We start from the raw sequence: 25,935 nt of genomic DNA on the forward strand, positions 1-25,935 counted from the left end.
AGTCGCTGCTGGTAACCCGATTTTAGGTGAGGAAAATATCGAAGACTACTGCACACTTGCGCCAGAGTTTTTCTCTCCTTCTGCTGACTACTTATTACGCGTAAGAGGTGAAAGCATGAAGGATATCGGCATACTCGACGGAGATTTGCTTGCAGTCCATAAAACCGAAACAGCTCGAAATGGGCAAATAGTCGTTGCCAGAGTGGGCGAAGAAGTAACGGTTAAACGTCTCAATAAAAACAAACACATCGTTGAGCTTATTGCCGAGAATGAAGAGTTTGATCCCATCGTGATCGACCTGAGAGAACAAGATGTAGTAATTGAAGGTCTGGGCGTAGGCGTTATCCGTAAGGAGGGTATCCAATGAAGCAGCTATCTATTTATGAGTCAGACTATCTTGACGACCTAAATACTATTAACCAATTTGGCCAAAGCCCGGTACAGCTAACTTACCCTGCTCAACCTTTAAGTTCTTCAACTTCTGGCGCCTCTCTAAGCAACGAGCAGACTGAGCATGTCGCAGCAAATGTCACGGAAATTATCATCGCTAAAGATAAGGCTGACTGCATTCAAATGGTTCTTCCTATGCTGAGCCAGTTAAATCAGGAACAACGCTGGCTTGCCTGGATTGACCCGCCTATTCAACTGCTCAAAAAGTGGCAAGAACAACACCAGGGGCTTGCAATGGAAGAAATTATGATTCTTCGCTCATCTGAATCTATATCGGCGATAGAATTAAGCAAACGCGCGCTTGAAGCAGGCACCTGCCACGCAGTAATTGCCTGGACAAACTCCCTATCAAATGAAGAGTTTGACTCGCTTGAGGGGGCGTCTGCAAAAGGAAATAGCCATGGAATAGTACTACGTTCCAGATAATCACCTTTGTACGCAACATATAAAGTTTTCTACTCGTTTTCTGTTAGTCGCTAGCCCTCGCACTTAGTGACCACTATTAAAGTTTCAAGGATCGAAACTTATTTTTCTCAAGCCAATACTATAAGACCTATAAGAAGATTTTCCGTCACAGCAATTATCCCATTATTAAGCCATTAGCATTATTACTTTTCCATATTTAGAAAAGTTATTCTTAGCTTCAAATATCTTTATTCATTGTATTCACACTGTTCAAAGCGTAGTATTCTAAATTCATGACCGCCGGTCACAACCTTTAAGTATAGTTATCATGCTCGCTACAGGCATTCTGCGGCAATAGAAACATTAGGTAGGTTACGCTATGATTGAACGCATAAGCCATTTTCTTGTTAAGTTTCGCTTACTGGTGGTATTCGCCTCATTGCTTGTGGTATTTCTTGCCGCCACAGGTTTACCGCAAACAAAATTTAGCTCCGACTACCGGATTTATTTTAGTGATGATAATCCCCACCTAAAAGCCTTCGAAGATTTACAGGCAACCTTTACAAAAAGTGACAACGTCATGTTTGTCCTCGCCCCCCAAGATGGCCATATATTTACTCGAGAGACTTTAAGCATCATTGAAGAGCTTACCGAAATGTCTTGGCAACTTCCCTACTCAATACGCGTGGACTCTATTACCAATTACCAACACACTATTGCAGAAGACGATGACCTTTTGGTAGACAACCTGGTTACAGATGCAAGCAATTTATCGAGCAGTGAAATTGCGTACGCAAAGAGTGTCGCACTCAATGAGCCCTCAATTGCCGGGCGCCTCATCGCCGCTAACGCCGATGTTACCGGCGTCAACGTTTCTATGGAAATGCCTGGGCTGGATCCTAGTAAAGAAACACCCGAAGTAGCCGCTGCAGCCTACGAGATTCAAGCTCATTTAAATCAAAAGTATCCCGACCTGACTGTATATGTGACCGGACAAATCATCTTTGACAATGCCTTCAAAGATGCGGCGATGTATGACTTATCGCATATCGTCCCCTTAGCATTTTTGATCGCCATCACCTGCATTGCGATCTACATGTTTGCTGCAAGCCGGAGCATCATTACGGTCTTCTCAGGTAGCTTTTCCATCATAGTTGTCATTATTACTTCAATCCTATTCGCGCTTGGTATCTCTGCGTGGCTGGGTATGGATATCACCACCGCATCCGCCAATGCACCAACAATGATTCTGACACTAGCAATCGCCGATTCGATTCATATCCTGGCATCTTTCTTCCAGCAAATGCAGTCAGGGAAAACCAAGGCTCAGGCTGTTATCGAAAGCTTACGTATCAATCAGCAACCCGTTTTTTTAACCAGTGTCACAACCGTAATTGGTTTCTTGTCTCTGAACTTTAGCGACTCCCCTCCCTTCCGGGACTTAGGAAATATTGTCGCCTTAGGCGTAATTGGTGCATGGGGATTCTCTGTATTGCTACTGCCTGCACTCATTATGCTTCTGCCATTCCGAGTTCAATCACGCGAGCATAAAGAAGGCGGCTGGACAGTTACGCTATCAAACTGGGTCATCAAACACTCTAAACGTCTACTCATTGGCACAATGGTTATTATGGCTGGCAGCATTTCTTTCTTACCTCAAAACGAATTGAATGACGTATGGGTCGAGTATTTTGACGAGCCAATGAGACAAAGACAGGCAGCTGATTTTACCAGAGAAAGGCTCACCGGCTTAGGCTACATATCCTTTATTGTTGAAGCCGAGGAAGAAGGTGGAATCAACGAGCCTGAGTATTTGGCAAACCTTGAAAAGGCAGCAAACTGGTTAAAGCTTCAACCAGAAGTTCAACACGTCTCGACCTTTACTGATGTCATGAAGCGTCTGAACAAAAATATGCATGGTGATGACCCTAGCGCATATAAACTCCCTGATAATGCAGAGCTCGCCTCACAGTATTTATTACTTTATGAAATGTCACTCCCTTACGGACTCGACTTGAACAATCAAGTGGACATCAACAAAGCCAAGACTCGTTTAACAGGCTATCTAGCGAAAACATCTACTTCGGAGCTTCTCGCTTTGGAAGAACGTGCTCAGAGCTGGTTTTCCGAAAATATTCCTAGCCTTAAATTTTCCCACGGGATAAGTAGCGATATCATGTTCGCTCATATTGGTCAGAATAACATTCGCTCCATGCTACAAGGTACATTTATCGCTTTAATCATTATCTCTGTTGTGTTGGCTTTCAGTTTACGCTCTGCATATTACGGCTTTGTTAGCCTACTTCCCAATCTCCTTCCGGCCTTAGTTGCTTTTGGTGTTTGGGGAATGACCGTTGCACAAATCGGTATTGGACTATCTGTTGTATTCGGAATGACCTTGGGGATCGTCGTCGACTACACCGTTCACTTTTTAAGTAAATTTTTACGTGCCAAGCGAGAGAATCAGCTATCTACCGAGGATGCGATTCGCTATGCCTTTAGTACAGTTGGCGTTGCGCTGTTGGTCACCACATTTATTCTATTTGCGAACTTTGCTGTATTAGCTATATCCGACTTCTCTATGAACTCCGATATGGGACTGATGACGGCCGTAACCATCGTTGTCGCTTTACTTGTTGATTTTTTCTTCCTTCCACCGCTTTTACTGTTTTTGGTTGGAAGTAAACGTAAAAAAGCTAAGCAAGATTTAACAATCGATGATCAAGGTATCCTAGATCAAAGAGCACCCTTAAATGGCTAAGTCACCTAAAAAGGTAACTCAACAAACTGATAGTGCTACTTTCTACTCATGGAAAGTACCGTTCCAAACGAAGTAAGGGATTTCAGTTTAACTAATCGACATTTTCGTATCTAATAGGCGCTAGCTTCTAGCATCATCATATAGTTTCTCAATGATGCTGCTGCAGTGCCAACTAACAAGATAACAAGACCGAGGACAATATCCATGCTATCTAACCTTTCTGCTCGCGGTGTAAAGAAATCCATCGCGATATTATCCTGCTTTACTGCCTTGAGCCTCTCAGGCAACACCTTTGCAGAAACACCTCAAGAAAAAGGTTTAGCTATCGCCATTGAATCTGATAAGCGAAACACTGGTTGGAAGGACTCTACTGCTGACATGACGATGACCTTACGCAACAAACGTGGTGAAGAAAGTGTTCGTGTTTTGCGCGTAAAATCCCTCGAAGTCGAAAATGATGGTGACAAAGGCTTAACCATATTTGATGAGCCTAAAACTGTTCGTGGTACTGCTTTACTGACGTTCTCGCACAAAGTTGATGCGGATGATCAGTGGTTATTCCTACCAGCACTAAAGCGTGTTAAGCGAATCGCGTCTAAAAACAAGTCTGGCCCATTCATGGGAAGTGAGTTTGCCTTCGAAGACTTAAGCTCACAAGAAGTTGAAAAGTATAGCTATGAGTACTTAAAAGACGAAGCGTGTGGCACAGAAACCTGCTTTGTTGTTAAACGCTTCCCAACAGATAAAAACTCTGGCTACACAAGCCAAATTGCCTGGATCGACCAGAGTGAATACCGCGTCCATAAAATTGAATTTTATGACCGTAAAAAAGCGCTACTAAAGACCCTCAACTCTAGTGATTACAATCAATATCTTGACCAATACTGGCGCCCGAATGTGATGAAGATGCAGAATCACCAGACAGGTAAAAGCACTGACTTAATCTGGAGCAATTTTCAGTTTTCTACCGGGCTAAGTGATAGTGACTTCACCAAGAACAGCTTGAAGCGCGCTCGCTAGTCTAATTTCCGCTCTATTGACCTAAACAGCACTGCAAAAAATGTACATCCAGTCACAGATAATGTGATTGTTTGTACATTTTTTCTTTTTTAGCTGCATAAACATCGCCCTGTCATACTCTCGCGTCTATACTGGCATCTTCATATTTTTAATAAAATAATACAGAACTAACCAGTAACACAGGCAGCACCCGAACTATGCAATCATTTCACGCTCCAAACCGCATCTTAATGGGCCCTGGCCCGTCAGATGTTTCCGAAAGAGTACTTAAAGCACTATCTCAGCAAACCATCGGTCATATGGACCCTAGCTTTGTATCGCTAATGAATGAGATAAAATCTCTTCTTCAGTACGTTTTCCAAACCAAAAACGAACTTACGATTCCGGTATCTGCACCAGGTTCATCTGGTATGGAAACCTGCTTTATGAATATGGTTGAGCCGGGTGACAAAATTCTTGTCTGCATTAACGGCGTATTTGGCATGCGCATGAAAGAAGTCGCGACTCGCGCAGGTGCTCAGGTTGAAGCCATCGAATTTGAGTGGGGCGAAGCTGTTGAGCCAGAAGTAGTAGACCAGAAGCTTTCAGAAAATCCTGATATTTCAATGATCGCTTTTGTTCACGCTGAAACCTCTACCGGTGTTCGCTCTGATGCAAAAGCCTTATGTGCAATAGCTCAACAACATAACTGTCTTTCAATCGTTGATGCCGTCACCTCTTTAGGCGGTTCTGATGTTCAAGTTGATGACTGGGGCATAGACGCAATTTATTCAGGCACTCAAAAGTGCTTATCTTGTATCCCAGGTCTCTCTCCGGTCAGTTTTAGCACTAAAGCAATTGAAAAGATCAAAGCCAAAAGCTCTAAGAACTACAGCTGGTTCCTCGATCTAAACCTGGTCATGGACTATTGGGGTGAAGGTGCTAAGCGTACTTATCACCATACTGCGCCAGTTAACAGTTTGTATGCACTACACGAATCGCTATTAATTCTTAAAGAAGAAGGTTTGGAAAGCGCTTGGGAACGTCATGAGCTGCACCATAAGGCACTGGTTGCTGGTCTAGAAGCGCTCGGCATTGAAATGCTAGTGCCTAAAGATATTCGCCTATCTCAACTTAATGCAGTGAAGATTCCAGAAGGTATTGATGATGCGACTGTTAGATCAACACTACTTAACCAGTACGACTTGGAACTTGGTGCAGGGCTAGGTAAGTTTGCTGGCAAAGCATGGCGAATCGGCTTAATGGGCAATGGCTGTAATCGTAAAAACGTTGATTACTGCGTTAGCTCTTTAGGCGCGGTGCTTAACGAACTTGGACATAGCTGCGATGTCGACGCTGCAATGTCTGCAGTAGAGAATGCATACCCATAACCCAATAGACAGGGCTAGGGTATGAGTAATCCACTCCTACCCTAAGCTTTGTATCTCAAGCAAAGCGAAATGAAAAAACTCCTTTTGGTCGCCCACAGCCCGTCTGAAAATACACAAGCCCTACAACAAGCTCTGTGCCAGGGTGTCATCAGCCAAGCTCTTGAGCAAGTTGAATTCAAGTCGAAAACTCCTTTTGAAACACAAGCAGAAGATGTACTAAGTGCAGACGCCATTATACTCGGCACTACCGAGAATCTAGGCTACATGAGTGGTGCCCTCAAAGATTTCTTCGACCGTTGCTATTACCCATGCTTAGAAGCGAAACAAGGCTTACCCTGTGCCGCGTATATTAGAGCCGGTCATGATGGCACAGGTACAATTCGTGCTCTCGAAACCATTACCACTGGCCTTAAGTGGCGATGGGTACAGGAGCCCCTTTTACTAAAAGGCGCTTACCAAAAAGAGTTTGAGAGCCATTGCTCGGAATTAGGTGGCGCAATGGCATGTGCACTTGATCAGGGAATCATTTAGAATCTATTTCATTCCAATACCGATTTAATAAAAGGCAAATCACCCGTGTTAAAAATCATTGTTGTCATACTTGTTGTTGCACTTGCAGCATTCATCGTCCACCGCACTAATCAAAACAAAAAGCTAGCCGTTGAGAATCAACAATTAGGCAGTGAGTTTCTTGCCCAAAACATGACCAAAGAAGGCGTTGTCACAACCGAGTCGGGTCTTCAATATAAGGTACTTCAAGCCGGTACGGGAGAAGCCCACCCTACTGCAAACGATAAAGTTAAAGTTCATTATCATGGCACCTTAACTGATGGCACTGTCTTTGATAGTTCCGTAGCTCGCGGACAACCTATCTCTTTTGGCTTGAATCAAGTTATCAAAGGCTGGACTGAAGGTCTGCAACTTATGGTGGTTGGCGAGAAGACCCGATTATTTATTCCGAGCGAACTTGGCTACGGAAATAGAGCTGCTGGCGCCATCCCGGCTGGCTCGGTACTAATTTTTGATGTTGAGTTGCTTGGCATCAATGAATAAACAACTATAGTGAGATATAACTACTCGTAACAGAACAATTACGAGTCTTTTTAAGATAACGGAGAATAGAATGAAGCTTGTTACTGCGATAATCAAACCTTTTAAACTTGATGATGTACGTGAAGCACTATCAGAAATCGGTGTTCAGGGTATAACAGTTACTGAAGTTAAAGGATTTGGTCGCCAGAAAGGTCATACAGAGTTGTATCGTGGCGCTGAGTACGTTGTAGACTTTCTACCAAAAGTTAAACTAGAAGTAGCGATCAGTGAAGATATGCTAGATAAAGTTATCGAAGCGATGACAAATGCAGCCAATACTGGAAAGATCGGCGACGGAAAGATATTTGTTTCATCACTTGAGCAAGTGATTCGAATCCGTACTGGCGAAACCGGTAGTGACGCTGTATAGATAAGCCTATAATGCGAGTAGTGAGCTACTCGCATTGTTTCAGCTTCAAAGCAGCTAACTAAAAGGAGGCACAAATGAAACATCCAACAAGATGGGTATTCATTCTAAGCTTTCTTCTTTCTTTACAAGCCTCTCTTAGCTATTCACAAGAAAAAACTTCGCTTACCTCTCCCGACAATAAATCTACTATCATTCTTGGCTATAAAGAAGGCAGCAAACCGCCCTATATCGGCAACAAAAATGATAATAGCGGTGCATACCGAGAACTTTTCTCTAAAGCAGCAGAGATGATAGGACTCTCACTTGAAATCGTAAGGTTACCTAAAAAACGTGTTTATCATCACCTTAAAGAAGGTGATATCGATTTCTATCCCTCGTCTGGTTTTTCAGAAAAAAGATCACAGTTTTTATATTGGCTGGACAATGGCTTTCTATCGAAACAAGCCTTAGTCTCAGACATTACAGACTTCGAAATAAAAGACTTTAAGAAGGCGAAAGGTACTTTGCTTGTCCCTTTAGGAGGTAGCTCCGCTGAATATGCCAAAGGTGCTCCTCAAGTAAGCATTCAGAAAATGGGCAAGTTGCCTATTGATAAAGCAATTCAGGCACTGAAACTAGGTAGAGGTAATTTCTACGTATATGATATAGATATCTTGGATTATTACTTAAAACGAAACCGCATTAAGCAGTTTAGTGACATTGGCCTTCGGCTTCACCCAAATGCAATTGAGAAGGAATACTCTTCGTTAAAAGCGGCCTTCTCTATTAATTCAAAACACTTTAAGCAACAACAAAATAGCAGATTTGATAAAAACAGCGCTTTAGGCTTTAACAATCAAAAAACCAGTCCCCATAAAGGCTCCGCTGCTTATCAATTCCAACAAGCATTAAAGCACTTACAAGAAAGCGGATATACTCAGACGGTTTATCAAAAATATTTTAAGTAATTAGAAAGAGGCTCACTATAAGCAAGCCCTCACTAGTAAAGAGGTCGGCTATGCTAAAGCTTTAGCATTTCTCAATAATTCTCTTGCCCGCTCTACAACCGGCAAATCAATCATCTTGCCTTTATATTCAACAGCTCCCTTGCCTGCAGCCAAGCCTGCTTCAAATGCTGCAAGCAAACCTTCAGCATGTTCTACCTCTTCCGCGCTAGGCGTCAATACTGCATTAATGACTTCTACTTGCTTAGGATGAATACAGAAGGCTCCTACAAAACCTAGCTGCTTGGCAAACTTAACCGTTTCAGTAAATGCATCAATATCGCTGTAGTCAGCTATCGAACCTGGAAAACCCAAAGGCATAATGTTGGCACGACGACAAGCAAATGCCAGCATCTGATTTGGCAGCAACAAGGTTTGAGGAAGTGGCTGCATGCCAGCTGTCGCCGAGAAATCTTCAGAGCCTAAAGTCATCGCCACAACACGCGGGTCTGCTGAGGCGATTTCATCCAGTTTGGGTAAAGCATCAACCGACTCAATCATTGCAATAATCGCTGTATGCCCTTGAGGAATATTTCGCTCCTGTTCCAATTTAGAAATCTTAGCGGCGAACTTCCGTAACTGGTCAGCAGACTCAACCTTTGGCACTACAATCGCGCTAACATGCTCACTGACCGACGCGACAACATCGCCCATGGCAAAGCGCTCATCAAGGTTGATTCTTACCAATGCAGCAGCACCATCCTGGCTAACCGTTTTCGCAGCCGGGACCACACACTCTCGAGCTTCTGCTTTTTGCTCTAGCGGAACACTATCTTCCAAGTCCAGAATATAAGCATCAGCACCACGCGTATGCGCTTTGGCGACGAATTTCTCAATGTGCACAGGGATAAACAAGGCCGTACGCCAGCCTGGGTAGTCTAATTTCTTCATTTTATTCTCGCTCACGAATCCTTAGGCCAAACTTGCTTTAATTGTCATACAAGTAAAACCATCATTATCAGCAGACCATAGGGATAAATCATCGCCATCCCGCTTACCAGACACGGTAAACACCGAGGTATCAAACGTCGGTCTAACCGCTCGGAACTTGAAGGTTTTCAAAGATTTATCGGCAATATTATGACGTTTAAGTTCTAACAATAAAGTCACCAGCAATGGCCCATGAACAACCAAGGCAGGATACAGCTCTTCGTTTACCGCGTAGTCGCGATCATAATGAATACGATGGCCGTTATAAGTCAGCGCCGAGTAGCGGTATAGCAACACTGGGTTTGGCGTGATTTCTTGCGAAAAATCGGCTTCAGAAAGCGCAGGCTTGCCTGGTGGCAACTCAGCTCTTTCTGTTGGTTGCTCCCGGTAAACAATATTCTGTACCTGGCTGATACACAGCTCACCCGCTTGTGAAATATCATGGCGAACATTAACGAAAACCAACACGCCGGTACTACCCGTTTTAAGTTCAACAGATTCAATCGTCGATAATCGAGAGGCCGGCTGGCCAATAATCAAAGCCTTATGACACTCAACCTCACCGGCCGCCCACATCCTGCGAGGAAGTGGTACAGGGGGTAAAAAGCCACCTTTATCCGGGTGCCCATCAACACCTGTTGCACTGGCTTTTGGCGTTGGCAGAAAATACATCCACTCCCAAAATGGAGGTAAGGCATCACCTTTCTCGGGTAGAGTCTCGTTATCAAGTGCCGCAGCCAAAGCTTGCGCCTGAAAAAGACTAATATCATCTTCTTTGGTTTCTTGCTTTCCTACCCACTGCTGCAAGTACTCAATATCTATATCGCTCATAGAGACTCCCTTGGATCTTTTATAGCTAAAATTCTTATATATTTGATTTACGAATATGTTCGAACTGGAAATTTAAGCGCAACACATAATAATGCAGAAACTAATCACTTAATGACTCGATACCAAACAAATCTAACAACCAATCTGCTTTTTCATTCTTGCCATCTTCAGCTGCTCGTCTAACACTAATCGTAGGATGGTGAATTAGTTTATTCGTTAAGCCCCTAGATAATTGAGTAATTACCTGTTCGGCGTCCGCACCTCCACGCAAGGCATTTAGAGCGCGCTCTAATTCCTTCTGCTGAAGCGTCTCTGCATGTGATCTAAAGCGTTTCAAACTATCACCAACTGAAGAAACACGCTGACGATTAAGAAAATATTCACTTCCCTCAAGAATCATCCGCTCAGCTTCTTGAGCAGCGCCTTCTCGGTTTTTTACATTCTCATCAATAACATCTTTTAAGTCATCAACGGTATAAAGGTAAACATCAGATAACTCTCCTACCTGAGGTTCAATATCTCTTGGTACCGCTATATCCACCATAAAGAAAGGTCGGTGCTTACGATGCTTTAAAGCTCTCTCTACAGCCCCCTTGCCTAATATAGGCAAGGAGCTAGCCGTCGACGCAATCACAATATCGGCATCGATTAATAAATCTGGAATATCACCTAATAAAGCTGCCTCACCTTCAACCAGACTCGACAGATCCTGGGCACGAGCCAGCGTTCGATTTGCAATTATGATCTTTTTAATACCACTTTGTTTCAGGTGCCTAGCCACTAACTCAGTGGTTTTACCCGCCCCGATAAGTAAAGCAGTATTGTCTGAAAAATCTGAGAAGAGCTGGCGAGCCATATTGACGGCAGCAGCGGCGACCGACACTGGGTTTTCACCAATCGCCGTATCAGTGCGTACTTTCTTGGCGACAGAGAAACAATGTTCAAAGAGCCGACCTAGTTTCCCTTGAACAGCCTGATATTCTTGTGCTGAAGCATAGGCTGATTTCAGCTGCCCTAAAATCTGTGGCTCTCCCAGAACAAGAGAGTCCAAGCCAGCAGCAACACGCATTAAATGAACAACCACATCTTTACCATCATAGACAAAGCTACAGTTTTCGAGGTCTTCTGAATTAACACAATGATAGTCAGCCAACCAAGTCTGCAACATCGCAACATCAATTGCATGATTGCCAGCACAGTATATTTCTGTTCGGTTACATGTCGATAAAATAACCGCTTCATTAACATTCGGCAGTTTTTTGATTGACTCCAACGCGATATCGAGACGTTGTAAATCAAACGCAACTTTCTCTCGAACGTCGACAGTTGCAGTCTTATGATTAATTCCAAACGCCAAAAACGACATGTATACCAAGCAATTTGATTTAAAGCGGCTATTCTACAAATAGAATACATAGAAAGCCAATGACACAGAGCAAGTTCTTAGAGCTAGAAGCCACTTATTTTATGATTAAAGCCTCGACAGCACGACAAAAAGTAGTTCAAACAAATGAACCCTAGCACATGGCCAAACTATACGAACGGTAAGTTGACACCTTAAACCCATCTGTCATCATAAAACTCGTCAAGCCTCAATTATTTAAAAGAGATTCAGATTGAAAGCACTACTCAAACTTATATTAATTTCATCACTTTTCTCACTCAGCGCCTGCTCTAGCCTAATGAAAGCAAAGCAATCTGAGACAGATACCACCGCAAGTAGTGAAAAGCTTTCATCTGAGACATCTCCAGAGTATCAAGATTTCGACCTAAATAAAGACACGCTCTACGACCTGCTTGTTGCAGAGGTTGCTGTCCAGCGTCAAGAATTCAATATCACCTTGCTTAACTATATCCAACAAGCGCGCATGACAAGAGATTTAGGTGTTGTTAAGCGTGCTGTAAATGCAGCTCAATACATGAAAGACATGGAGGCCATAAAGGAAATGGCAATCCTTTGGGTTGATATAAAGCCAGACAGCATTCCGGCACATCAACTTCTGACCTATCAGTATTCCCTTTCTCGCGAATACGAACAGGCCATGCAACATATCGAAAAGATTATCGAGCTTGGCGGTGATGCCCGAGTAGACGGCCTTGCAGTCAGCTCAAGCGCCCTCCCTCTTGAAGATAAAGAAGCCATCCTCCTACTTTATCAATCTTTATATGCAAAATACCCTAACAATCATGAGATTGGATATAGCTACGCACTCACTCAACGCAATTTGAAAGAATACGACGCGGCACTTGAAATCATCGAGCCTATACTAAACGCCGCACCAGAATTCGAAGCAGCCTCAGTCCTCAAGGCCAACGTTCTCTATGATAAAGGTCAACTGGAAGAGGCTATTGAATATGCAGGTGACAAGTTTGACGATTTCCCCTCAAATCATAATCTTGGTCGTCTATATGCAACAATGCTAATAGAAAACAAACAACTCGATGACGCCGAGGAGGTATTCTATTCACTACTGACTAAATACCCCCAAGCATCGCGGTTAAAACTATCGCACGCTATTGTCATGCTAGAGAATAAAAAAGTTGAAGAGGCTTCTGCAGCTTTCGAGCAGCTAATCGACTCCAATCAACACGCTAATGAAGCCTACTATTATTTAGCCCGTATTGCTGACAGCCAAGGTAATTTCAATGACGCTATCGATCTCTACCAGAAAGTAAGCGCTGGCGTTCATTATGAAGTATCTCTTGAGCGCTCAAGTTTCCTAATGGTTCACAACGAACAGCAAGACGAGATGCTAAACAGACTCGCTGAATTGAGAAAGAAACCTGGAGCAAGCCCTCTTAAGTTATGGCTACTGGAAGTTAAATTACTATCTAGTGCAGGTGAAACAGACCGCATGAATGCCTCACTCAACGCCGCCATTCAAGCATTCCCCGAAGATGACCAGCTACTCTACGCTCGAGCAATGAATCGAGAAGCAGACGATGATTTGGCAGGAATGGAGCAAGATCTAAGAAAGCTAATAGAACTGAACCCGAACAATGCGATTGCTATCAATGCACTTGGCTACACCTTGGCCGACCGAACCGATCGTACTCAAGAAGCATTTGAACTAATTCAAAAAGCTTTAGCGCTCAAGCCGAATAACCCCGCCATTTTAGATAGCATGGGCTGGGTACTATATCGACTTAAGCAAAATAAAGAAGCATTGGTATTCTTGTTCAAGGCCTTTCAACAATTCCAGGATGGAGAAGTCGCAGCACACTTGGGTGAAGTTCTTTGGTCTCTAAATCAAACAACAGAGGCTCGAGATGTTTGGAGCAATGTTCTTCGGAAGTATCCTGAACACGAAGTACTTCTTGAGACCATCAACAGACTCGACCCTGAATTACTAATTATAATTGAGAATCCGCCCACGGAAGATGAACAAGCTACTAACAAAGAAACCAGCTCAGCTTCAACTCCCGAAACCGAGCAAGTAACACCCGAAGCGCCCAAAGAATAGTTTGTAATGATAGCTCTAGGCATTTCAAGTAAAACGAGCACTCACCTCACCCGGGCGCTGTTCATACTAATGACGCTCGTTTTATCTGCATGCACCAGCCTTCAACAAACCGTACCTCACAAAACATCAAGAGAAACTCCAATTGAATGGCCTCTTACCGCCCAAAAGATTGATAACATCCGAAACTGGAAACTCATTGGCAAGATTGGCATAAGAACACCTGAAGAATCCCTTACTGTAGCAATCAATCAATGGCACCAAGCTGAATCAAGCTTTGTGATCGACCTTTCCTCAACCTTTTTCGGCCTTGGCGCATCCAAGCTACAGGGAAACCCTCATTTATTAACGATTATCGAAGCCGGTGAGCAGCCTGTCAGCTCGTATGAACCAGATCTCTTGATCTATCAGGCTTTAGGGTTTCCTCTTCCGATTTCATTACTGCCCTGGTGGGTTAAAGGAATTCCTGTTGCCGACAGCCAACACGAGTTAGAATTTGACGCTCAGGGCTACCCTGCCAGCCTAATACAAAATGGTTGGCACTTAACTTTCAGCAAACACACCCTCATCGACGGCCTTCCACTGCCCGGAAAGATTAAGCTCGAACGAGATAAGGTGCGAATTATTCTAGCGATTAAACAATGGACCCGACTTTAAGCCTGACATCTCCAGCCAAGCTAAACCTGTTCTTGCACATCAATGGCAGACGAGGGCCTGAGCAATCGCACCCAGGCTATCATGAGCTACAAACTGTTTTTCAGTTATTAGACCGCGGTGACATGCTTCATTTTTCTGCCAATCAAAGTGGAAAAATAGAAATCACCCCGGAAATTGCCGACATTCCTCCTGAAGAAAACCTGATTTTTATCGCCGCACAAAGACTCAAAGAAGCAGGCATTCTACTCGATAAAGGTAGCCACTTATTAGGCGCCAAGATTCATCTAGAAAAAAGTCTACCAATGGGCGGCGGGCTCGGTGGTGGAAGTTCCAACGCGGCAACAACACTTATCGCGCTCAATCATCTATGGGGACTTGAACTCGAAGAATGTCAATTAGCCAAAATAGCGGCAAAGATAGGTGCCGATGTGCCCGTTTTTGTTGAAGGCCGCAGCGCCTGGGCTGAAGGAATAGGAGATGAACTCTGCCCAATTCCAATGAGCGAAGAATGGTTCGTTGTATTGACCCCCGATTGCCACGTCAACACGGCTAAAATTTTTTCGCATGAAAGGTTGACAAGAGACACGCCAAAGAAGAGAATAGCGCCCGCTCTTGAGGGACATGGTTTAGATACCAGTTCAGAGAAATTTCTTAGCGATGAGTATCGCAACGATTTCGAAGCACTGATCTCAGAACTATACCCACAAATCAAGGAGGCAATACAGTGGCTAAGCCAGTTTGGTATTGCTAGACTTACAGGAACGGGAGCGTGCTGTTTCTGCATCGTCAAAGACGAGGCAACAGCAAAACAGGTTTTGAATGAAGCTAAGTCTAAATTCAAAGGCTTTATAGCCAAGGGAGTCAATCTCTCTCCTGCAATTCAAAGGCTAGATGAAGCTAAAAGGTTCGCAAGGGACCATTCGTAAGATAGCGCTTCGTTAATAGCAACACGATTATTGGGGTATCGCCAAGCGGTAAGGCAACGGGTTTTGATCCCGTCATGCGCAGGTTCGAATCCTGCTACCCCAGCCATATTTTCCCAGCTCAGAAAACAATCAAGCAAACAGCTAGAAACCTTCCGGATGAGGTCTAAACTACTGTATTAGTATTTTTACTATTCAGCCCGGGAAACTGCTTGAAAGAGCTGAAAGCCGAAACACTCAAGAGGTCTTGAACTCGCATGCCAAGAATGATGGTATTTACCGGTAATGCCAACCGCGAACTGGCTCAACAAGTTGTCGATGCACTACGTCTACCACTGGGCAATGCTAAGGTCGGTAAATTTAGCGACGGCGAAGTCACGGTTGAAATCAACGAAAATGTACGTGGTAAAGATGTATTCATCATTCAGCCTACCTGCGCACCAACCAACGATAACCTAATGGAGCTTATCGTAATGACTGATGCACTACGTAGAGCTTCTGCCTCACGTATTACTGCAGTTGTTCCTTATTTTGGTTACGCTCGCCAAGATCGACGCGTTCGCTCAACACGTGTTGCGATTACCGCAAAAGTGGTAGCAGACATGATCACAGGCGCTGGCGTTGACCGAGTATTAACGGTTGACTTGCACGCAGACCAGATTCAGGGCTTCTTTGATATTCCGGTAGATAACATTTACGGCACCCCCGTTCTTGTTGATGACATTCAACGCCGCATTCAAGACGACTTTATGGTTGTTAGCCCAGACGTTGGCGGTGTTGTTCGTGCACGCGCGATGGCAAAACGTCTTGGTGATGTTGACCTGGCAATTATCGACAAACGACGCCCTCAAGCTAACGTTTCTCAAGTAATGCACATTATCGGTGACGTTGAAGACAAAACCTGTCTACTGATCGATGACATGGTCGATACCGCTGGCACCCTATGTAAAGCTGCTGACGCCCTAAAGGAACACGGCGCCAAGAAAGTTTACGCTTACATTACGCATCCCGTGCTATCTGGCCCAGCTATCGAGAACATTGCTAAGTCATCACTAGATGAGTTGATCGTCACAGATACAATTCCTCTTAGTGACAAAGCCATGAATTGTGATAGAATCCGCCAGCTTACAATTTCAGACCTATTGGCAGAGTCAATTCGTCGTATTAGTAATGAAGAATCTATCAGTGCCTTGTTTGATTAAGACATTAATTAAAACAATCGCTTAAGACCTGATTCAATCAGGTATAGATGTACAGGAAAAAGCACCTCGGTGCTTTTTCTATTTTAACCTTCACGGTATTTAGTCTGGTCGCGGGCGAATATTAGTGAACTTTGAGGAAAGAAAAATGAGTGAAGCATCATTCGTAGTAAACGCAACAGCTCGAGCAGATCAGGGGAAAGGTGCGAGCCGCCGCCTGCGTCGTCTTGAGAACCTAGTACCAGCTATCCTTTACGGCGCTGGTAAAGACCCTATCGCACTTAGCCTGAAAGAAAACGAGATCAAGAAATCGCTTGAAAACGAAGCGTTCTACTCTCACGTTCTAACAATCAGTGTAGACGGCAACGAAGAGCCAGCAATCCTGAAAGATCTTCAGCGTCACCCATCACGTGGTGATGTTATGCACGCTGACTTCCTGCGTGTTGATATGGACAAAGCTATCCATGTGCACGTTCCACTTCACTTCACAAACGAAGACGCTTGTGTTGGTGTTAAGTTGGGCGGTGGTAAGATCTCTCACCAGCAGGTTGAAGCTGAAGTAATTTGCCTACCTGGTAACTTGCCTGAGTTCATCGAAGTTGATATGACTGAAGTTGAAGCAGAAACTATCCTTCACCTTTCAGACCTTAAACTTCCTGAAGGCGTTACACTTGCTGCACTACAGCAAGGTGCTGACCACGATCTTCCAATTTGTTCAGTACATACTCCAAAGGGTAAAGCTGAAGACGAAGCTGGTGAAGCAGCTGCAGAAGGTGATGCAGAGTAATTCTCTGTATCCGGCATGAATTGATAGCGTCAGAGAAGCTCCGATGAGTCAAATCAAGCTGATTGTGGGGCTGGGTAATCCCGGCCCCGAATACGAAAACACCCGCCATAATGCTGGCGCCATCTTTCTGGCCCAGATCGCTGAAGCACATCAGCAAAACCTTAAGCCAGAAAAGAAGTTCCACGGACTTCATGCCAAAGTTAATATTCAAGGCCAGGATCTACACCTCTTGTTCCCGACGACCTTCATGAATCGTAGTGGACAATCTGTCCAGGCAATCTGCCAGTTTTTTAAGATTTCCCCTGAAGAAGTACTCGTCGCCCATGACGAACTCGATATCCCGTGCGGCACCATGAAGCTAAAACAAGGCGGCGGTCATGGAGGCAACAACGGCCTACGAGACATTATCGAGAAGTTTGGCGGCAACAAAAACTTTAAGCGCTTGCGTCTAGGTATTGGTCACCCCGGCCATGCAAGCAAAGTAACCGGACATGTTCTTGGCAAACCAACAGCCAAAGAAGCCGAGCAACTCTCTGCGTGTATCGACGAAGCAGATAGGCACCTGAAAGAAGTCATTGGTGGCGATTGGCAAAAGGCCATGCAAAAACTCCATAGCTTTAAAGCAGAATAAGCCCATTACTCGCATTCCTTAGCAGCATTACAAAAAATAGCACTAAGCGCTCATCTTTTATACTTAACTGTCCCGCTACCCTACTGTATACTTGCGCCCAATTTTTCTAATTATACTTTACAGCCTGGGATTCAGATTATGGGTTTTAACTGCGGCATCGTCGGCCTTCCTAACGTCGGCAAATCAACCTTATTCAACGCACTTACCAAAGCAGGTATCGGCGCAGAAAACTTTCCTTTCTGTACTATCGAACCTAACGCTGGTGTTGTTGGCATGCCAGACCCTCGCCTAGACAAGCTTGCAGCCATTGTCAGCCCAGCGAAGGTTATCCAAACTACAATGGAGTTTGTTGATATTGCCGGTCTAGTAGAAGGCGCATCTAAAGGCGAAGGCCTCGGTAACCAGTTCCTGGCTAATATTAGAGAAACAGACGCTATCGCTCACGTTGTACGCTGCTTCGAAGATGAAAACGTTGTTCACGTTTCTGCCAAGGTGAACCCTCAAGCCGACGTTGATGTAATTAATACCGAGCTTGCTTTATCTGACCTTGATACCGTAGAAAAGGCTATCAAGCGTTTCACCAGAACAGCCAAGAGCGGTGATAAAGATGCGAAGAATGCTCTGAGCCTACTTGAGGATAAACTACTCCCTCACTTGAACGAAGCAAAAGCGGTTCGCGGCCTTGGTTTGAATGATGATGAACTAGCAATTATCAAAGAGCTTTGCCTGCTTACAATCAAGCCTACAATGTATATTGCCAACGTTGATGAAGACGGTTTTGAAGACAACCCTCACCTAGATAAAGTTCGTGAAATCGCAGCAGAAGAAAACGCTGTAGTCGTCGTGATCTGTAATAAGCTAGAAGCAGAAATTGCTGAGCTGGATGACGAAGAACGCGATGAATTTTTAGCAGACCTTGGCATGGAAGAGCCAGGCCTTGATCGTGTCATTAGAGCTGGCTACGAGCTACTTGGTCTACAAACCTACTTCACTGCAGGTGTAAAAGAAGTTCGCGCCTGGACAATGAAGCAAGGCGACCCTGCCCCTAAAGCCGCTGCAGTGATTCACACAGACTTCGAAAAAGGCTTCATTCGGGCCGAAGTAATTGCCTATGATGACTTTATCGACAATAACGGTGAAGCCGGCGCCAAAGACGCAGGTAAATGGCGTCTGGAAGGCAAAGAATACATCGTACAAGATGGCGATGTAATCCATTTCCGCTTCAACGTTTAAGCAATAGCATATAAGCGTATTTTTTATAAATTTTTGGCTTGACAAGTTCCAGTAAAAACAAGAGAATACGCGCCTCTTTTGGCTACATAGCTCAGTTGGTTAGAGCACATCACTCATAATGATGGGGTCCCAGGTTCGAATCCCGGTGTAGCCACCAATTATTCTAATAAATACAGTCAGTTAGACTTCGCGTCAGCTGGCTGTTTTTATTTGTGCTTCTACTTAACGACTTAACCCCCTATTACTCCCTACAGTTTAGAGCGCTCTCCTCGTCAAATTAACGACCATACATTCCGTCCAAGCCTAAAAGATTAGTGGATTTTATTCACAAACTATATTCGAGTTATTCGTTTATATCATGAATAGATAGTCGACATAATTCACATACTCTCAGTTCCAACGAAACAAGAACAGCCTTTCGACTAACCTGATTTTCATTAGAAAAAGCAATCCAGAGCTTATTACCACTTTATATTCAAAACATATTACCTTGCTCAAAACACGTAGCAGCCTTATCACACAAACTAAGGCTAACCAATGTAGGTCATCGAGCCAGTTTTTCCGGAAGCGGCCTATACGTCACTCCTGGTTCTAGCACCTAGCCACAACAGCCAAATACAGCAGTTTGCATTGCGAACTATACCACGAGACAGTTTTATGCTTAGATAGCCTGGATATCAACTAAGCCTGTTATTCTGGAACATCTTCAATGAGCATAATACTGCACCACTACCCTCTGTCTCCTTTCTCTGAAAAAATAAGAGCGATGCTTGGCTATACCAACCAAGAGTGGTCCTCCTGTCTGACCTCAGAAGCGCCGCCACGAGGCAAACTGGACTTACTTTCAGGAGGTTATAACAGAATACCAGTGGCACAGGTGGGAGCTGATATTTTTTGTGATACGAGCCTTATAGCTGATGAACTCGCCGCTATCGCTGACGAACCATCGTTAGCCAACGAAGCTCTGAATCAAGGCCTTCTAACTGAAAGACAATGGCTTGAATCAAAGCTATTTTTTGCATGTGTAAATAAAGCATTCTCTTTATCATTACTTCGACGTATTGCTAAAGACAAAGGCTTATGGAATTTACTTCTGTTCTTGAAAGACAGGATAGAAATGGGCGCCAAAGCCTCGGTATCCCTCGGCAGCCCTAGATCAGCCAACAAACATATTAAGCAAGGTCTAAGCTATCTATCAGAAAACTTAAGCTCGAATGAGTTTATCGGTGGTAACACACCGAATATTCTAGACTTCTCTGCTTATCATTGTTTCTGGTTTCTGACGGAAGTCGGCCTTAAAAAGGATATTTCCAAGAATACAGCCGCGTTGGCTTGGTACCAAAAAATGAAGGCTTTCACCAACTCTCCTGACAATGAAATTAGTATCGATACGGCGATCGATATCGGGAGAGAAGCCCAACCTCGGCAACTAGACAAGCGTTACACCTCAGACCATAGAATTGGCAGTAAGGTTGTTATCGCACCTAGTGACTACCGACAGGTACCCGTAACGGGAACCTTAGTAGGCGTCGACAGCCAGCGCTGGATTATTTCTCGTAACAACCCGGAAACTGGCTTGATACATTTGCACTTTCCTAGTAATGCCGTGGATGTAAATATCCGCCTTCCAAAGCAATAACAGGACAAGCCTATAATGAAAGCCGTTACGACCTCCCTCCTTATACTAATACTGTTTAGCTTAAGTATCAGCGCAAAGCTTTATGCAAATTCGATAGAGATGCCTTCACCTGAACAGCCCTCTGAAGACCTTGGAAAATATGTCTCTATTAATATTGAGATCAAGGAGTTGAAGGAGTCAGGCATAGTTCTCCGAGAAGCTAGCGAAAAGCTATCTCTTGCCCTGGATGAGGTTTCAGAAAATCTTCAGGATCTCTCTCCCGAGCAGTTGCGTTTGATTAATGACTTGGCCGATAAAGTAGACAGCATGACCAACAAACTCAATCGGGCAGCTGGTAGCTTTCCCGAAACCATTAAGAAGGCTCAACAGCCTTCAAATGAGCTGCTAACTCAGTCACTTAAAACAGTTCGGGACGAAACCGTAACGCCGATTGTCGACAGTATCAATCGCTGGTTAATTATCACCATTATAGGCTTAGTACTCATCGGTATAGGTCTGTTGGTAGGGTTTGTTATAGGCTTAAAGAAAGTATCGGCAGCGGGAAGTAAGATACTACAAATAGCTGATGGATATCGAATAATTCCTTTAGAGCAGTATAACGAATCACGAATAGCCCCCCTCAACAAAGCACCACAGGAGCTATAAAATAGTTCCTCATTACTTGGCATATTCCTGCTAGACCTTTACTATAATTCCCTCTGTATATTCTGAAGGTTTCAATATGCGTATTCGGCTCGATAACGGCAAAGACTATGATCTACTTGCGATGTTTACACCGTCTTGGGTCGGCCACAAAAAAGCTCTTGAAGCTCTTCGAAAAAACTATTCAGTCTGGACCAACGCCCTCACTTTACCGTTGTATAACAGGAACAGTGTTTCTGGCTTGCTTAAGTGGCTAGTGGTTCTGACCCTACATTCCATTTCACTTCTATCGCTCCCTTTCATCCTGGTCTTGGGCTTTTCAATGAAAGCTTATACGATTTTCTTAAGCGACGATGTAAAGAAGATGAAACAGTACAAACAAGACTTACAAACCATCTATGCAAAGTTAAAAGATATCGAAGATCAGGATGAATATAAGCGACGCTTGAAAGAAGAGATAGCCAAGGTAAAGCCGTTCTAAGAATTGCTTTGAAAATCAGGCAATATCCTCATATCCAGATACCGGGTCTTGCTCACAATTCTTACGGTACTGAGTCAACAACCAGGCTATCGCGCTTGCATAAACAAGATTGGTTGCAAGTTCAGCATGAGGGTTTTCCAAAAATGCCCTTTGCGAAGCCAAACCCCGTACGGTACTCGCCAGGTCTGGTTGAAAAGCTAAATACTCATCCCATAAAGCGGTGTGACTTTCAGGACTAATCGCATAAATACCTAAACCATCAGACTGCTTCGAGGCTACCAAGTGCTCACCGTAAGAGGAACGTTTAGAAGCTAGCTTCAATAAGTAATGTTCTGCAAATTGGGAGCGTTCATCCAAAGCCGCGAGTGCGGGACGAATTACATAATCATTGAGTTCTTGTGCATTAATACCCATGATCCACCTCTCAATGCCAATTTTTCGGCAGTTTTTTGCCTTTTATACGCTTATGAAGTTTGGATGCAATTTGCTTGCCTGATAACTTGAGCTGACGCTTACGCTAGCCTTATTAACCTTATCGGCCAGCGTCTCACATGCTCCATACCTGGGTAACAATTCGATAACAAACGAAACAAAAGCGCTTAAGTGTTTGCATCCGTTCGTCATAGAATATCTAATTTATAATCTAAAGATCTCCTAAGAACTTTTTATTCAGATGAAAGCTCGTTTTACGAAATTAGATCAAATCCTTAAACGCTATGAGCATCTTTGGAAGCCGCCTGCTTTTTCTAGTATTGACTCTCGCTTGGATGATTACCCCGAATTGCAAGCCTGGTTACGTTCACTTAGCTCAGATGATATTGATACGCTTCAGCTTTCTGATCAGGACTTACTAGCCTCGGCAGCCAATTATTTCCCCGTGGCGTCTGAACTCCTTTCACTTATTAGCGTTCCAGCTTCAGAGACATCAAAAGCAACAAAGGAAGTAGAACTACCCGCATTTTGGGATACAGGAATTCCTGGCAGAAAAGCAGCGCAGATAAAGTCCTTTATCAAAAGCCAATCTCCACCCACAACGCCGCTTATTGAATGGTGTTGCGGAAAGTTGCATTTAGGTCGATTAATATCAGAGCTATACAAGCAAAAAGTCACCGGTTTAGAGATTGATACGCAGCTAGTCAATCAGGCAAATATCCTTTCCCGCACCAGAAAATTGAGCAATCAAACTGTGGCGCTAGAGTGTGATGTATTGAATGATGACCTGTCTCAGCTGCTTGAAGCTAACCATCACCTAATTGCCTTGCATGCCTGCGGTGGCCTGCATGTACATATGCTAAAGCAAGGTGTAGAAAGTCACTCTAACAGAATGACCTTCTCACCATGCTGCTATCACCGCTTCAATAGCTCTGAAAACTACCAGGCGCTATCACTTGTAGGCCGAACTACCCTACTGAGCCTAAGCAATGAGGATTTGCGTTTAGCGACAAGACAGTGTAATACGGCATCGGCCGCTGAAACCCGAAAGCGCAAACAACTACAAGCTTGGCGACTCGGCTTTGATACGCTCCAAAAAGATATCAGACATACTGATCAATACCTTCCTTGCCCCTCTCTCAGCATTCGTATTCTTCAAGAAGGCTTCGAACGTTTTTGCAAAAAATGTGCGCAGCTAAAAGATATTGACCTGCCGCAAACAATAGACTTTTTACACTACCAATCTCTGGGGCAAACCAAGTATCAAGAATACGAAAAACTAGAGCTGGTAAGGATGTTATTTAGGCGCGCGTTGGAAACCTGGCTGGTACTGGATCGCTGCTTGTTTCTGGAGGAAAATGGCTATCATTGCCAAATATCGACATTCTGTGAGAGTTCAGTCAGCCCCAGAAACTTTCTGATTAAGGCCCATTTGAAAAACAAAACCTAGCTAGCGATTTTCATTCCATGAGATGCACTCATCAAGTGTAAGCCCCGCCCCCCCAAAAATATCCAAGGCACTCCCTATTGTCAGATCAACCTTGCCGCCAGATAACTGATGAACCAATTTTAAGTCTTCGAAAGAACGTGCACCGCCAGCGTAAGTGACTGGAATGGGGGAAATTTCTCCTAATAAAGAAACCAGGTCCTCATCAATTCCTGCTTGTAGCCCTTCAACATCGGCAGCATGTATTAAAAACTCATTGCAGTGCCCTGCCAACTCAGCGAGGGTATTCTTGGTAATCTGAGTACGGGTCACTGTTTGCCAACGATCCGTCGCAATATTCCAACCCGATTCGGTTTTTCGGCAACTCAGATCCATCACTAAACGCTCCGCTCCCGTCTCCGCTTTTATCTTTTCAATTCTGTCAGAAGATAGCTCCCCATCTTCGAAGAGGTAAGACGTGACGATCAAATGCGACGCACCTGCTTCCAAAAACTCGCTGGCATTTTCATGATTAACGCCCCCGCCAAATTGTAAACCTTGAGGCCAGGCCGATAGTGCCTTAAGTGCTTCGTCCTTATTTCCTGGGCCTAGTGCAATAACATGCCCACCTTGTAAGTTATGCTCCTTGTATAAGGAAGCATAGTAAGCCGCATCATAAGCACTCACAAAATTAGTATCGGCACCTTGGTCATTCAAGCTACCACCAACAATTTGCTTTACTTTGCCTTGATGTAAATCGATACAGGGACGAAACTGGGTCAAAGGAGGCCTCTTTTACAGAATGAGATAAAAATAAAACTGGCGCATATTATACCCAATTAAGCGGGGTGATTCGCCCCATATTGAAGATTAATCCAGTACACCTAGGCTTGTTGCTGTGATAATCTTTGGAGCAAACCTACCTGAAGGACCTTAATTATGAAGAATTTCTCCTTACGTTTTAGCAAAGTAATTTCCTTAGTTTCACTTTTTGTACTCCTTAGCGCCTGCGCAACGGAAAGTAAGCGAGCTATTCAACCAGATCGAGTTGCCAGCTATCAAACAAACTATAGTGGTAAGAAAACAGCCATGGTAGTAGGCAATTTTAATAACCGTTCAAACTATATGCAGGGTCTATTTTCTTCTGGTGGCGATCGCCTAGGTTCGCAAGGCAAGACCATCTTAAAGACCCACCTTCAACAAACGAACAGATTCAACCTTGTTGACCGTGACGCGATGAAAGAGCTTGAGCAAGAAGCTGCCTATCGCGGTCAAAAGCAAAACATTACGGGCGCAAGATATGTCGTTTCAGGCGCAGTCTCGGAGTTTGGCCGTAAAGAAGTTGGTGACAAGCAACTATTTGGTATCTTGGGGCGCGGAAAGGAGCAAATTGCTTATGCCAAAGTTTCCATCAATATCATTGACGTAACAACCAGCCAAATAATCTATTCAACACAAGGTGCCGGAGAGTATGCACTGAGCAATCGCGAAGTCATCGGTTTCGGTGGCACAGCGGGTTATGATGCAACGCTTAATGGCAAAGTTCTTAACTTCGCGATTACCGAAGCCATTAATAATTTAGTTAGAGATCTAGAGTCCGGCGTTTGGTCTGTTGAAAAATAGCAACTAACTATCGACATAAGGAAGTTCGATGAAATACATTAATATCAAGTTGATCGCTGCAATGGCGGTCATTCTTTTGGCTCAAGCATGTTCAACTCATAGTAATTTGTACTATTGGGGTGATTACCAAGAAATCGTTTACGATATTTACCTCAACCCCGGCGAAGCAGATACTGCCACGCAGATCTATAAACTAAACCTAACTATAGAGCGAGCAGAAAATAAAGGGATGAAAGTTCCTCCCGGCCTATATGCTCACTTAGGAATGGTTCACGCTCAAGCCGGAAACCCTGGCCTGGCAAAAAGCGCTTTGCTACAAGAAAAAGCACTGTACCCTGAATCTAGCGTATTTGTTGACGGCATTCTGACTCGCTCCAACATGCAAGACACCGCCTTGGAAGCATCTAACAGCCATCATAAGGAGAAAACAAAATGAAGGGATTCAAGTTCTTAGTTATTTCAATACTTGCTTTTGGAGTTTTATCCGGTTGTGCCGTTAAAGGTTATGACTACACGGCCCTTAAGCAAAGCAAACCGACCTCTATTCTGGTAATTCCACCCAATAATAGCTCTGTCGAAGTTAATGCAC

28 protein-coding genes and 2 tRNA genes are annotated in these 25,935 nt (G+C 44.0%); 25 read left to right on the forward strand and 5 right to left on the reverse strand.

The window, feature by feature from the left end:
* From lexA to A3756_RS24050, 9 genes are all read left to right on the forward strand, one after another.
* Nucleotides 1–367: transcriptional repressor LexA (gene lexA / locus A3756_RS24010; protein WP_068554902.1), on the forward strand; the 367-nt coding region annotated here is incomplete at its 5' end.
* Nucleotides 364–876 (forward strand): cell division inhibitor SulA, encoded by a 513-nt coding sequence (locus A3756_RS24015; RefSeq protein ID WP_068511125.1) that lies wholly within the window; start codon nucleotides 364–366, stop codon nucleotides 874–876. The genes lexA and A3756_RS24015, both read left to right, overlap by 4 nt.
* Before the next feature lie 358 nt (nucleotides 877–1,234).
* A complete protein-coding gene (locus A3756_RS24020; RefSeq protein ID WP_068515811.1) occupies nucleotides 1,235–3,616 on the forward strand; it encodes an RND family transporter in 2,382 nt (793 codons plus the stop codon).
* 204 nt (nucleotides 3,617–3,820) lie between these two features.
* Nucleotides 3,821–4,636 carry an outer membrane lipoprotein-sorting protein gene (locus A3756_RS24025; protein ID WP_068515813.1) on the forward strand — a complete coding sequence of 272 codons (816 nt, stop codon included), beginning with the start codon at nucleotides 3,821–3,823 and terminating at the stop codon, nucleotides 4,634–4,636.
* A 197-nt stretch (nucleotides 4,637–4,833) separates the two neighbouring features.
* Nucleotides 4,834–6,006, forward strand: a complete 1,173-nt coding sequence (locus tag A3756_RS24030; protein WP_082865477.1) for an alanine--glyoxylate aminotransferase family protein — start codon at nucleotides 4,834–4,836, stop codon at nucleotides 6,004–6,006.
* Nucleotides 6,007–6,075: 69 nt separating this feature from the next.
* A complete protein-coding gene (locus A3756_RS24035) occupies nucleotides 6,076–6,537 on the forward strand; it encodes a flavodoxin family protein (RefSeq protein ID WP_068509571.1) in 462 nt (153 codons plus the stop codon).
* 45 nt (nucleotides 6,538–6,582) lie between these two features.
* Nucleotides 6,583–7,059 carry an FKBP-type peptidyl-prolyl cis-trans isomerase gene (locus tag A3756_RS24040; protein WP_068509573.1) on the forward strand — a complete coding sequence of 159 codons (477 nt, stop codon included), beginning with the start codon at nucleotides 6,583–6,585 and terminating at the stop codon, nucleotides 7,057–7,059.
* 70 nt (nucleotides 7,060–7,129) lie between these two features.
* Nucleotides 7,130–7,468: a P-II family nitrogen regulator gene (gene glnK / locus A3756_RS24045; protein WP_068509576.1), complete on the forward strand. Its 339-nt coding sequence runs from the start codon at nucleotides 7,130–7,132 to the stop codon at nucleotides 7,466–7,468.
* Between the two features lie 74 nt (nucleotides 7,469–7,542).
* Nucleotides 7,543–8,415, forward strand: coding sequence for an ABC transporter substrate-binding protein (locus A3756_RS24050; RefSeq protein ID WP_068515816.1), 873 nt, complete (start codon nucleotides 7,543–7,545; stop codon nucleotides 8,413–8,415).
* Nucleotides 8,416–8,463: 48 nt separating this feature from the next.
* Here the strand turns inward: A3756_RS24050 and A3756_RS24055 are convergent, their stop codons facing one another.
* The 3 genes from A3756_RS24055 to hemA form a co-directional block, all read right to left on the reverse strand.
* Nucleotides 8,464–9,342, reverse strand: a complete 879-nt coding sequence (locus A3756_RS24055; protein WP_068515818.1) for a CoA ester lyase — start codon at nucleotides 9,340–9,342, stop codon at nucleotides 8,464–8,466.
* 21 nt (nucleotides 9,343–9,363) lie between these two features.
* Nucleotides 9,364–10,212 (reverse strand): acyl-CoA dehydrogenase, encoded by an 849-nt coding sequence (locus A3756_RS24060; RefSeq protein ID WP_068515820.1) that lies wholly within the window; start codon nucleotides 10,210–10,212, stop codon nucleotides 9,364–9,366.
* A gap of 100 nt (nucleotides 10,213–10,312) precedes the next feature.
* Nucleotides 10,313–11,578: a glutamyl-tRNA reductase gene (gene hemA / locus A3756_RS24065; protein ID WP_068515824.1), complete on the reverse strand. Its 1,266-nt coding sequence runs from the start codon at nucleotides 11,576–11,578 to the stop codon at nucleotides 10,313–10,315.
* A gap of 250 nt (nucleotides 11,579–11,828) precedes the next feature.
* Between hemA and A3756_RS24070 the strand changes: the two genes are divergently transcribed.
* The 12 genes from A3756_RS24070 to A3756_RS24125 all read left to right on the forward strand — a co-directional run bounded on the left by A3756_RS24070 (nucleotide 11,829) and on the right by A3756_RS24125 (nucleotide 21,865).
* Nucleotides 11,829–13,676 carry a tetratricopeptide repeat protein gene (locus A3756_RS24070; RefSeq protein ID WP_068554904.1) on the forward strand — a complete coding sequence of 616 codons (1,848 nt, stop codon included), beginning with the start codon at nucleotides 11,829–11,831 and terminating at the stop codon, nucleotides 13,674–13,676.
* 69 nt (nucleotides 13,677–13,745) lie between these two features.
* Nucleotides 13,746–14,330 (forward strand): lipoprotein insertase outer membrane protein LolB, encoded by a 585-nt coding sequence (lolB, locus tag A3756_RS24075; protein WP_197470009.1) that lies wholly within the window; start codon nucleotides 13,746–13,748, stop codon nucleotides 14,328–14,330.
* The gene (gene ispE, locus A3756_RS24080) at nucleotides 14,315–15,256 is read left to right on the forward strand and encodes a 4-(cytidine 5'-diphospho)-2-C-methyl-D-erythritol kinase (RefSeq protein ID WP_068515833.1); all 942 of its coding nucleotides are present in this window, start codon (nucleotides 14,315–14,317) and stop codon (nucleotides 15,254–15,256) included. Before lolB ends, ispE begins: the two co-directional genes overlap by 16 nt.
* Nucleotides 15,257–15,287: 31 nt before the next feature.
* Nucleotides 15,288–15,362: transfer RNA gene (locus A3756_RS24085), tRNA-Gln, on the forward strand.
* Nucleotides 15,363–15,510: 148 nt separating this feature from the next.
* Nucleotides 15,511–16,455, forward strand: a complete 945-nt coding sequence (locus A3756_RS24090; RefSeq protein WP_068515835.1) for a ribose-phosphate pyrophosphokinase — start codon at nucleotides 15,511–15,513, stop codon at nucleotides 16,453–16,455.
* Between the two features lie 145 nt (nucleotides 16,456–16,600).
* Nucleotides 16,601–17,239 (forward strand): 50S ribosomal protein L25/general stress protein Ctc, encoded by a 639-nt coding sequence (locus tag A3756_RS24095; RefSeq protein WP_068515838.1) that lies wholly within the window; start codon nucleotides 16,601–16,603, stop codon nucleotides 17,237–17,239.
* Between the two features lie 43 nt (nucleotides 17,240–17,282).
* Complete coding sequence (gene pth / locus A3756_RS24100; RefSeq protein WP_068515841.1) at nucleotides 17,283–17,870, forward strand: aminoacyl-tRNA hydrolase; 588 nt, start codon at nucleotides 17,283–17,285, stop codon at nucleotides 17,868–17,870.
* Nucleotides 17,871–18,008: 138 nt separating this feature from the next.
* Nucleotides 18,009–19,103 (forward strand): redox-regulated ATPase YchF, encoded by a 1,095-nt coding sequence (gene ychF / locus A3756_RS24105; RefSeq protein WP_068515844.1) that lies wholly within the window; start codon nucleotides 18,009–18,011, stop codon nucleotides 19,101–19,103.
* 80 nt (nucleotides 19,104–19,183) lie between these two features.
* A tRNA-Met gene (locus A3756_RS24110) sits at nucleotides 19,184–19,260 on the forward strand.
* A gap of 552 nt (nucleotides 19,261–19,812) precedes the next feature.
* Entirely contained in the window at nucleotides 19,813–20,742 is a 930-nt protein-coding gene (locus A3756_RS24115) for a glutathione S-transferase family protein (RefSeq protein WP_068515846.1), read from the forward strand.
* A gap of 15 nt (nucleotides 20,743–20,757) precedes the next feature.
* Nucleotides 20,758–21,387 carry a hypothetical protein gene (locus A3756_RS24120; protein WP_068515850.1) on the forward strand — a complete coding sequence of 210 codons (630 nt, stop codon included), beginning with the start codon at nucleotides 20,758–20,760 and terminating at the stop codon, nucleotides 21,385–21,387.
* Between the two features lie 76 nt (nucleotides 21,388–21,463).
* On the forward strand, nucleotides 21,464–21,865 hold the full coding sequence (locus A3756_RS24125) for a hypothetical protein (RefSeq protein ID WP_068515853.1): 402 nt from the start codon (nucleotides 21,464–21,466) through the stop codon (nucleotides 21,863–21,865).
* Between the two features lie 15 nt (nucleotides 21,866–21,880).
* On the opposite strand, the gene A3756_RS24130 is transcribed toward A3756_RS24125, so the two are convergent.
* Nucleotides 21,881–22,279: a hypothetical protein gene (locus A3756_RS24130; protein WP_068515856.1), complete on the reverse strand. Its 399-nt coding sequence runs from the start codon at nucleotides 22,277–22,279 to the stop codon at nucleotides 21,881–21,883.
* Between the two features lie 259 nt (nucleotides 22,280–22,538).
* On the opposite strand from A3756_RS24130, the gene A3756_RS24135 reads away from it, so the two are divergent.
* The gene (locus A3756_RS24135) at nucleotides 22,539–23,747 is read left to right on the forward strand and encodes a methyltransferase (RefSeq protein WP_068515858.1); all 1,209 of its coding nucleotides are present in this window, start codon (nucleotides 22,539–22,541) and stop codon (nucleotides 23,745–23,747) included.
* Here A3756_RS24135 and hisA read toward each other — a convergent pair whose 3' ends face one another.
* Nucleotides 23,748–24,506, reverse strand: a complete 759-nt coding sequence (gene hisA, locus A3756_RS24140; RefSeq protein ID WP_068515862.1) for a phosphoribosylformimino-5-aminoimidazole carboxamide ribotide isomerase — start codon at nucleotides 24,504–24,506, stop codon at nucleotides 23,748–23,750.
* 156 nt (nucleotides 24,507–24,662) lie between these two features.
* On the opposite strand from hisA, the gene A3756_RS24145 reads away from it, so the two are divergent.
* The 3 genes from A3756_RS24145 to A3756_RS26290 all read left to right on the forward strand — a co-directional run.
* Nucleotides 24,663–25,346 (forward strand): CsgG/HfaB family protein, encoded by a 684-nt coding sequence (locus tag A3756_RS24145; RefSeq protein ID WP_068515864.1) that lies wholly within the window; start codon nucleotides 24,663–24,665, stop codon nucleotides 25,344–25,346.
* 28 nt (nucleotides 25,347–25,374) lie between these two features.
* Nucleotides 25,375–25,782 carry a DUF4810 domain-containing protein gene (locus A3756_RS24150; protein ID WP_068515868.1) on the forward strand — a complete coding sequence of 136 codons (408 nt, stop codon included), beginning with the start codon at nucleotides 25,375–25,377 and terminating at the stop codon, nucleotides 25,780–25,782.
* Nucleotides 25,779–25,935: GNA1162 family protein (locus A3756_RS26290; RefSeq protein WP_197481512.1), on the forward strand; the 157-nt coding region annotated here is incomplete at its 3' end. The genes A3756_RS24150 and A3756_RS26290, both read left to right, overlap by 4 nt.

The sequence above is a fragment of the Oleiphilus sp. HI0086 genome (assembly GCF_001635225.1).

Excerpts from the sequence above, each read along its gene's own strand:
- A3756_RS24120 (WP_068515850.1), top strand. The coding sequence starts at position 20,758 with ATGAAAGCCGTTACGACCTCCCTCCTTATACTAATACTGTTTAGCTTA.
- pth (WP_068515841.1), top strand. The coding sequence starts at position 17,283 with ATGAGTCAAATCAAGCTGATTGTGGGGCTGGGTAATCCCGGCCCCGAA.
- A3756_RS24050 (WP_068515816.1), top strand. The coding sequence starts at position 7,543 with ATGAAACATCCAACAAGATGGGTATTCATTCTAAGCTTTCTTCTTTCT.
- lolB (WP_197470009.1), top strand. The coding sequence starts at position 13,746 with ATGACGCTCGTTTTATCTGCATGCACCAGCCTTCAACAAACCGTACCT.
- A3756_RS24145 (WP_068515864.1), top strand. The coding sequence starts at position 24,663 with ATGAAGAATTTCTCCTTACGTTTTAGCAAAGTAATTTCCTTAGTTTCA.
- A3756_RS24060 (WP_068515820.1), bottom strand. The coding sequence starts at position 10,212 with ATGAGCGATATAGATATTGAGTACTTGCAGCAGTGGGTAGGAAAGCAA.
- A3756_RS24115 (WP_068515846.1), top strand. The coding sequence starts at position 19,813 with ATGAGCATAATACTGCACCACTACCCTCTGTCTCCTTTCTCTGAAAAA.
- A3756_RS24025 (WP_068515813.1), top strand. The coding sequence starts at position 3,821 with ATGCTATCTAACCTTTCTGCTCGCGGTGTAAAGAAATCCATCGCGATA.
- A3756_RS24130 (WP_068515856.1), bottom strand. The coding sequence starts at position 22,279 with ATGGGTATTAATGCACAAGAACTCAATGATTATGTAATTCGTCCCGCA.
- A3756_RS24015 (WP_068511125.1), top strand. The coding sequence starts at position 364 with ATGAAGCAGCTATCTATTTATGAGTCAGACTATCTTGACGACCTAAAT.
- A3756_RS24030 (WP_082865477.1), top strand. The coding sequence starts at position 4,834 with ATGCAATCATTTCACGCTCCAAACCGCATCTTAATGGGCCCTGGCCCG.
- A3756_RS24020 (WP_068515811.1), top strand. The coding sequence starts at position 1,235 with ATGATTGAACGCATAAGCCATTTTCTTGTTAAGTTTCGCTTACTGGTG.
- A3756_RS24135 (WP_068515858.1), top strand. The coding sequence starts at position 22,539 with ATGAAAGCTCGTTTTACGAAATTAGATCAAATCCTTAAACGCTATGAG.
- A3756_RS24150 (WP_068515868.1), top strand. The coding sequence starts at position 25,375 with ATGAAATACATTAATATCAAGTTGATCGCTGCAATGGCGGTCATTCTT.
- ychF (WP_068515844.1), top strand. The coding sequence starts at position 18,009 with ATGGGTTTTAACTGCGGCATCGTCGGCCTTCCTAACGTCGGCAAATCA.
- hemA (WP_068515824.1), bottom strand. The coding sequence starts at position 11,578 with ATGTCGTTTTTGGCGTTTGGAATTAATCATAAGACTGCAACTGTCGAC.
- A3756_RS24125 (WP_068515853.1), top strand. The coding sequence starts at position 21,464 with ATGCGTATTCGGCTCGATAACGGCAAAGACTATGATCTACTTGCGATG.
- glnK (WP_068509576.1), top strand. The coding sequence starts at position 7,130 with ATGAAGCTTGTTACTGCGATAATCAAACCTTTTAAACTTGATGATGTA.
- A3756_RS24055 (WP_068515818.1), bottom strand. The coding sequence starts at position 9,342 with ATGAAGAAATTAGACTACCCAGGCTGGCGTACGGCCTTGTTTATCCCT.
- A3756_RS24090 (WP_068515835.1), top strand. The coding sequence starts at position 15,511 with ATGCCAAGAATGATGGTATTTACCGGTAATGCCAACCGCGAACTGGCT.
- ispE (WP_068515833.1), top strand. The coding sequence starts at position 14,315 with ATGGACCCGACTTTAAGCCTGACATCTCCAGCCAAGCTAAACCTGTTC.
- A3756_RS24035 (WP_068509571.1), top strand. The coding sequence starts at position 6,076 with ATGAAAAAACTCCTTTTGGTCGCCCACAGCCCGTCTGAAAATACACAA.
- A3756_RS24095 (WP_068515838.1), top strand. The coding sequence starts at position 16,601 with ATGAGTGAAGCATCATTCGTAGTAAACGCAACAGCTCGAGCAGATCAG.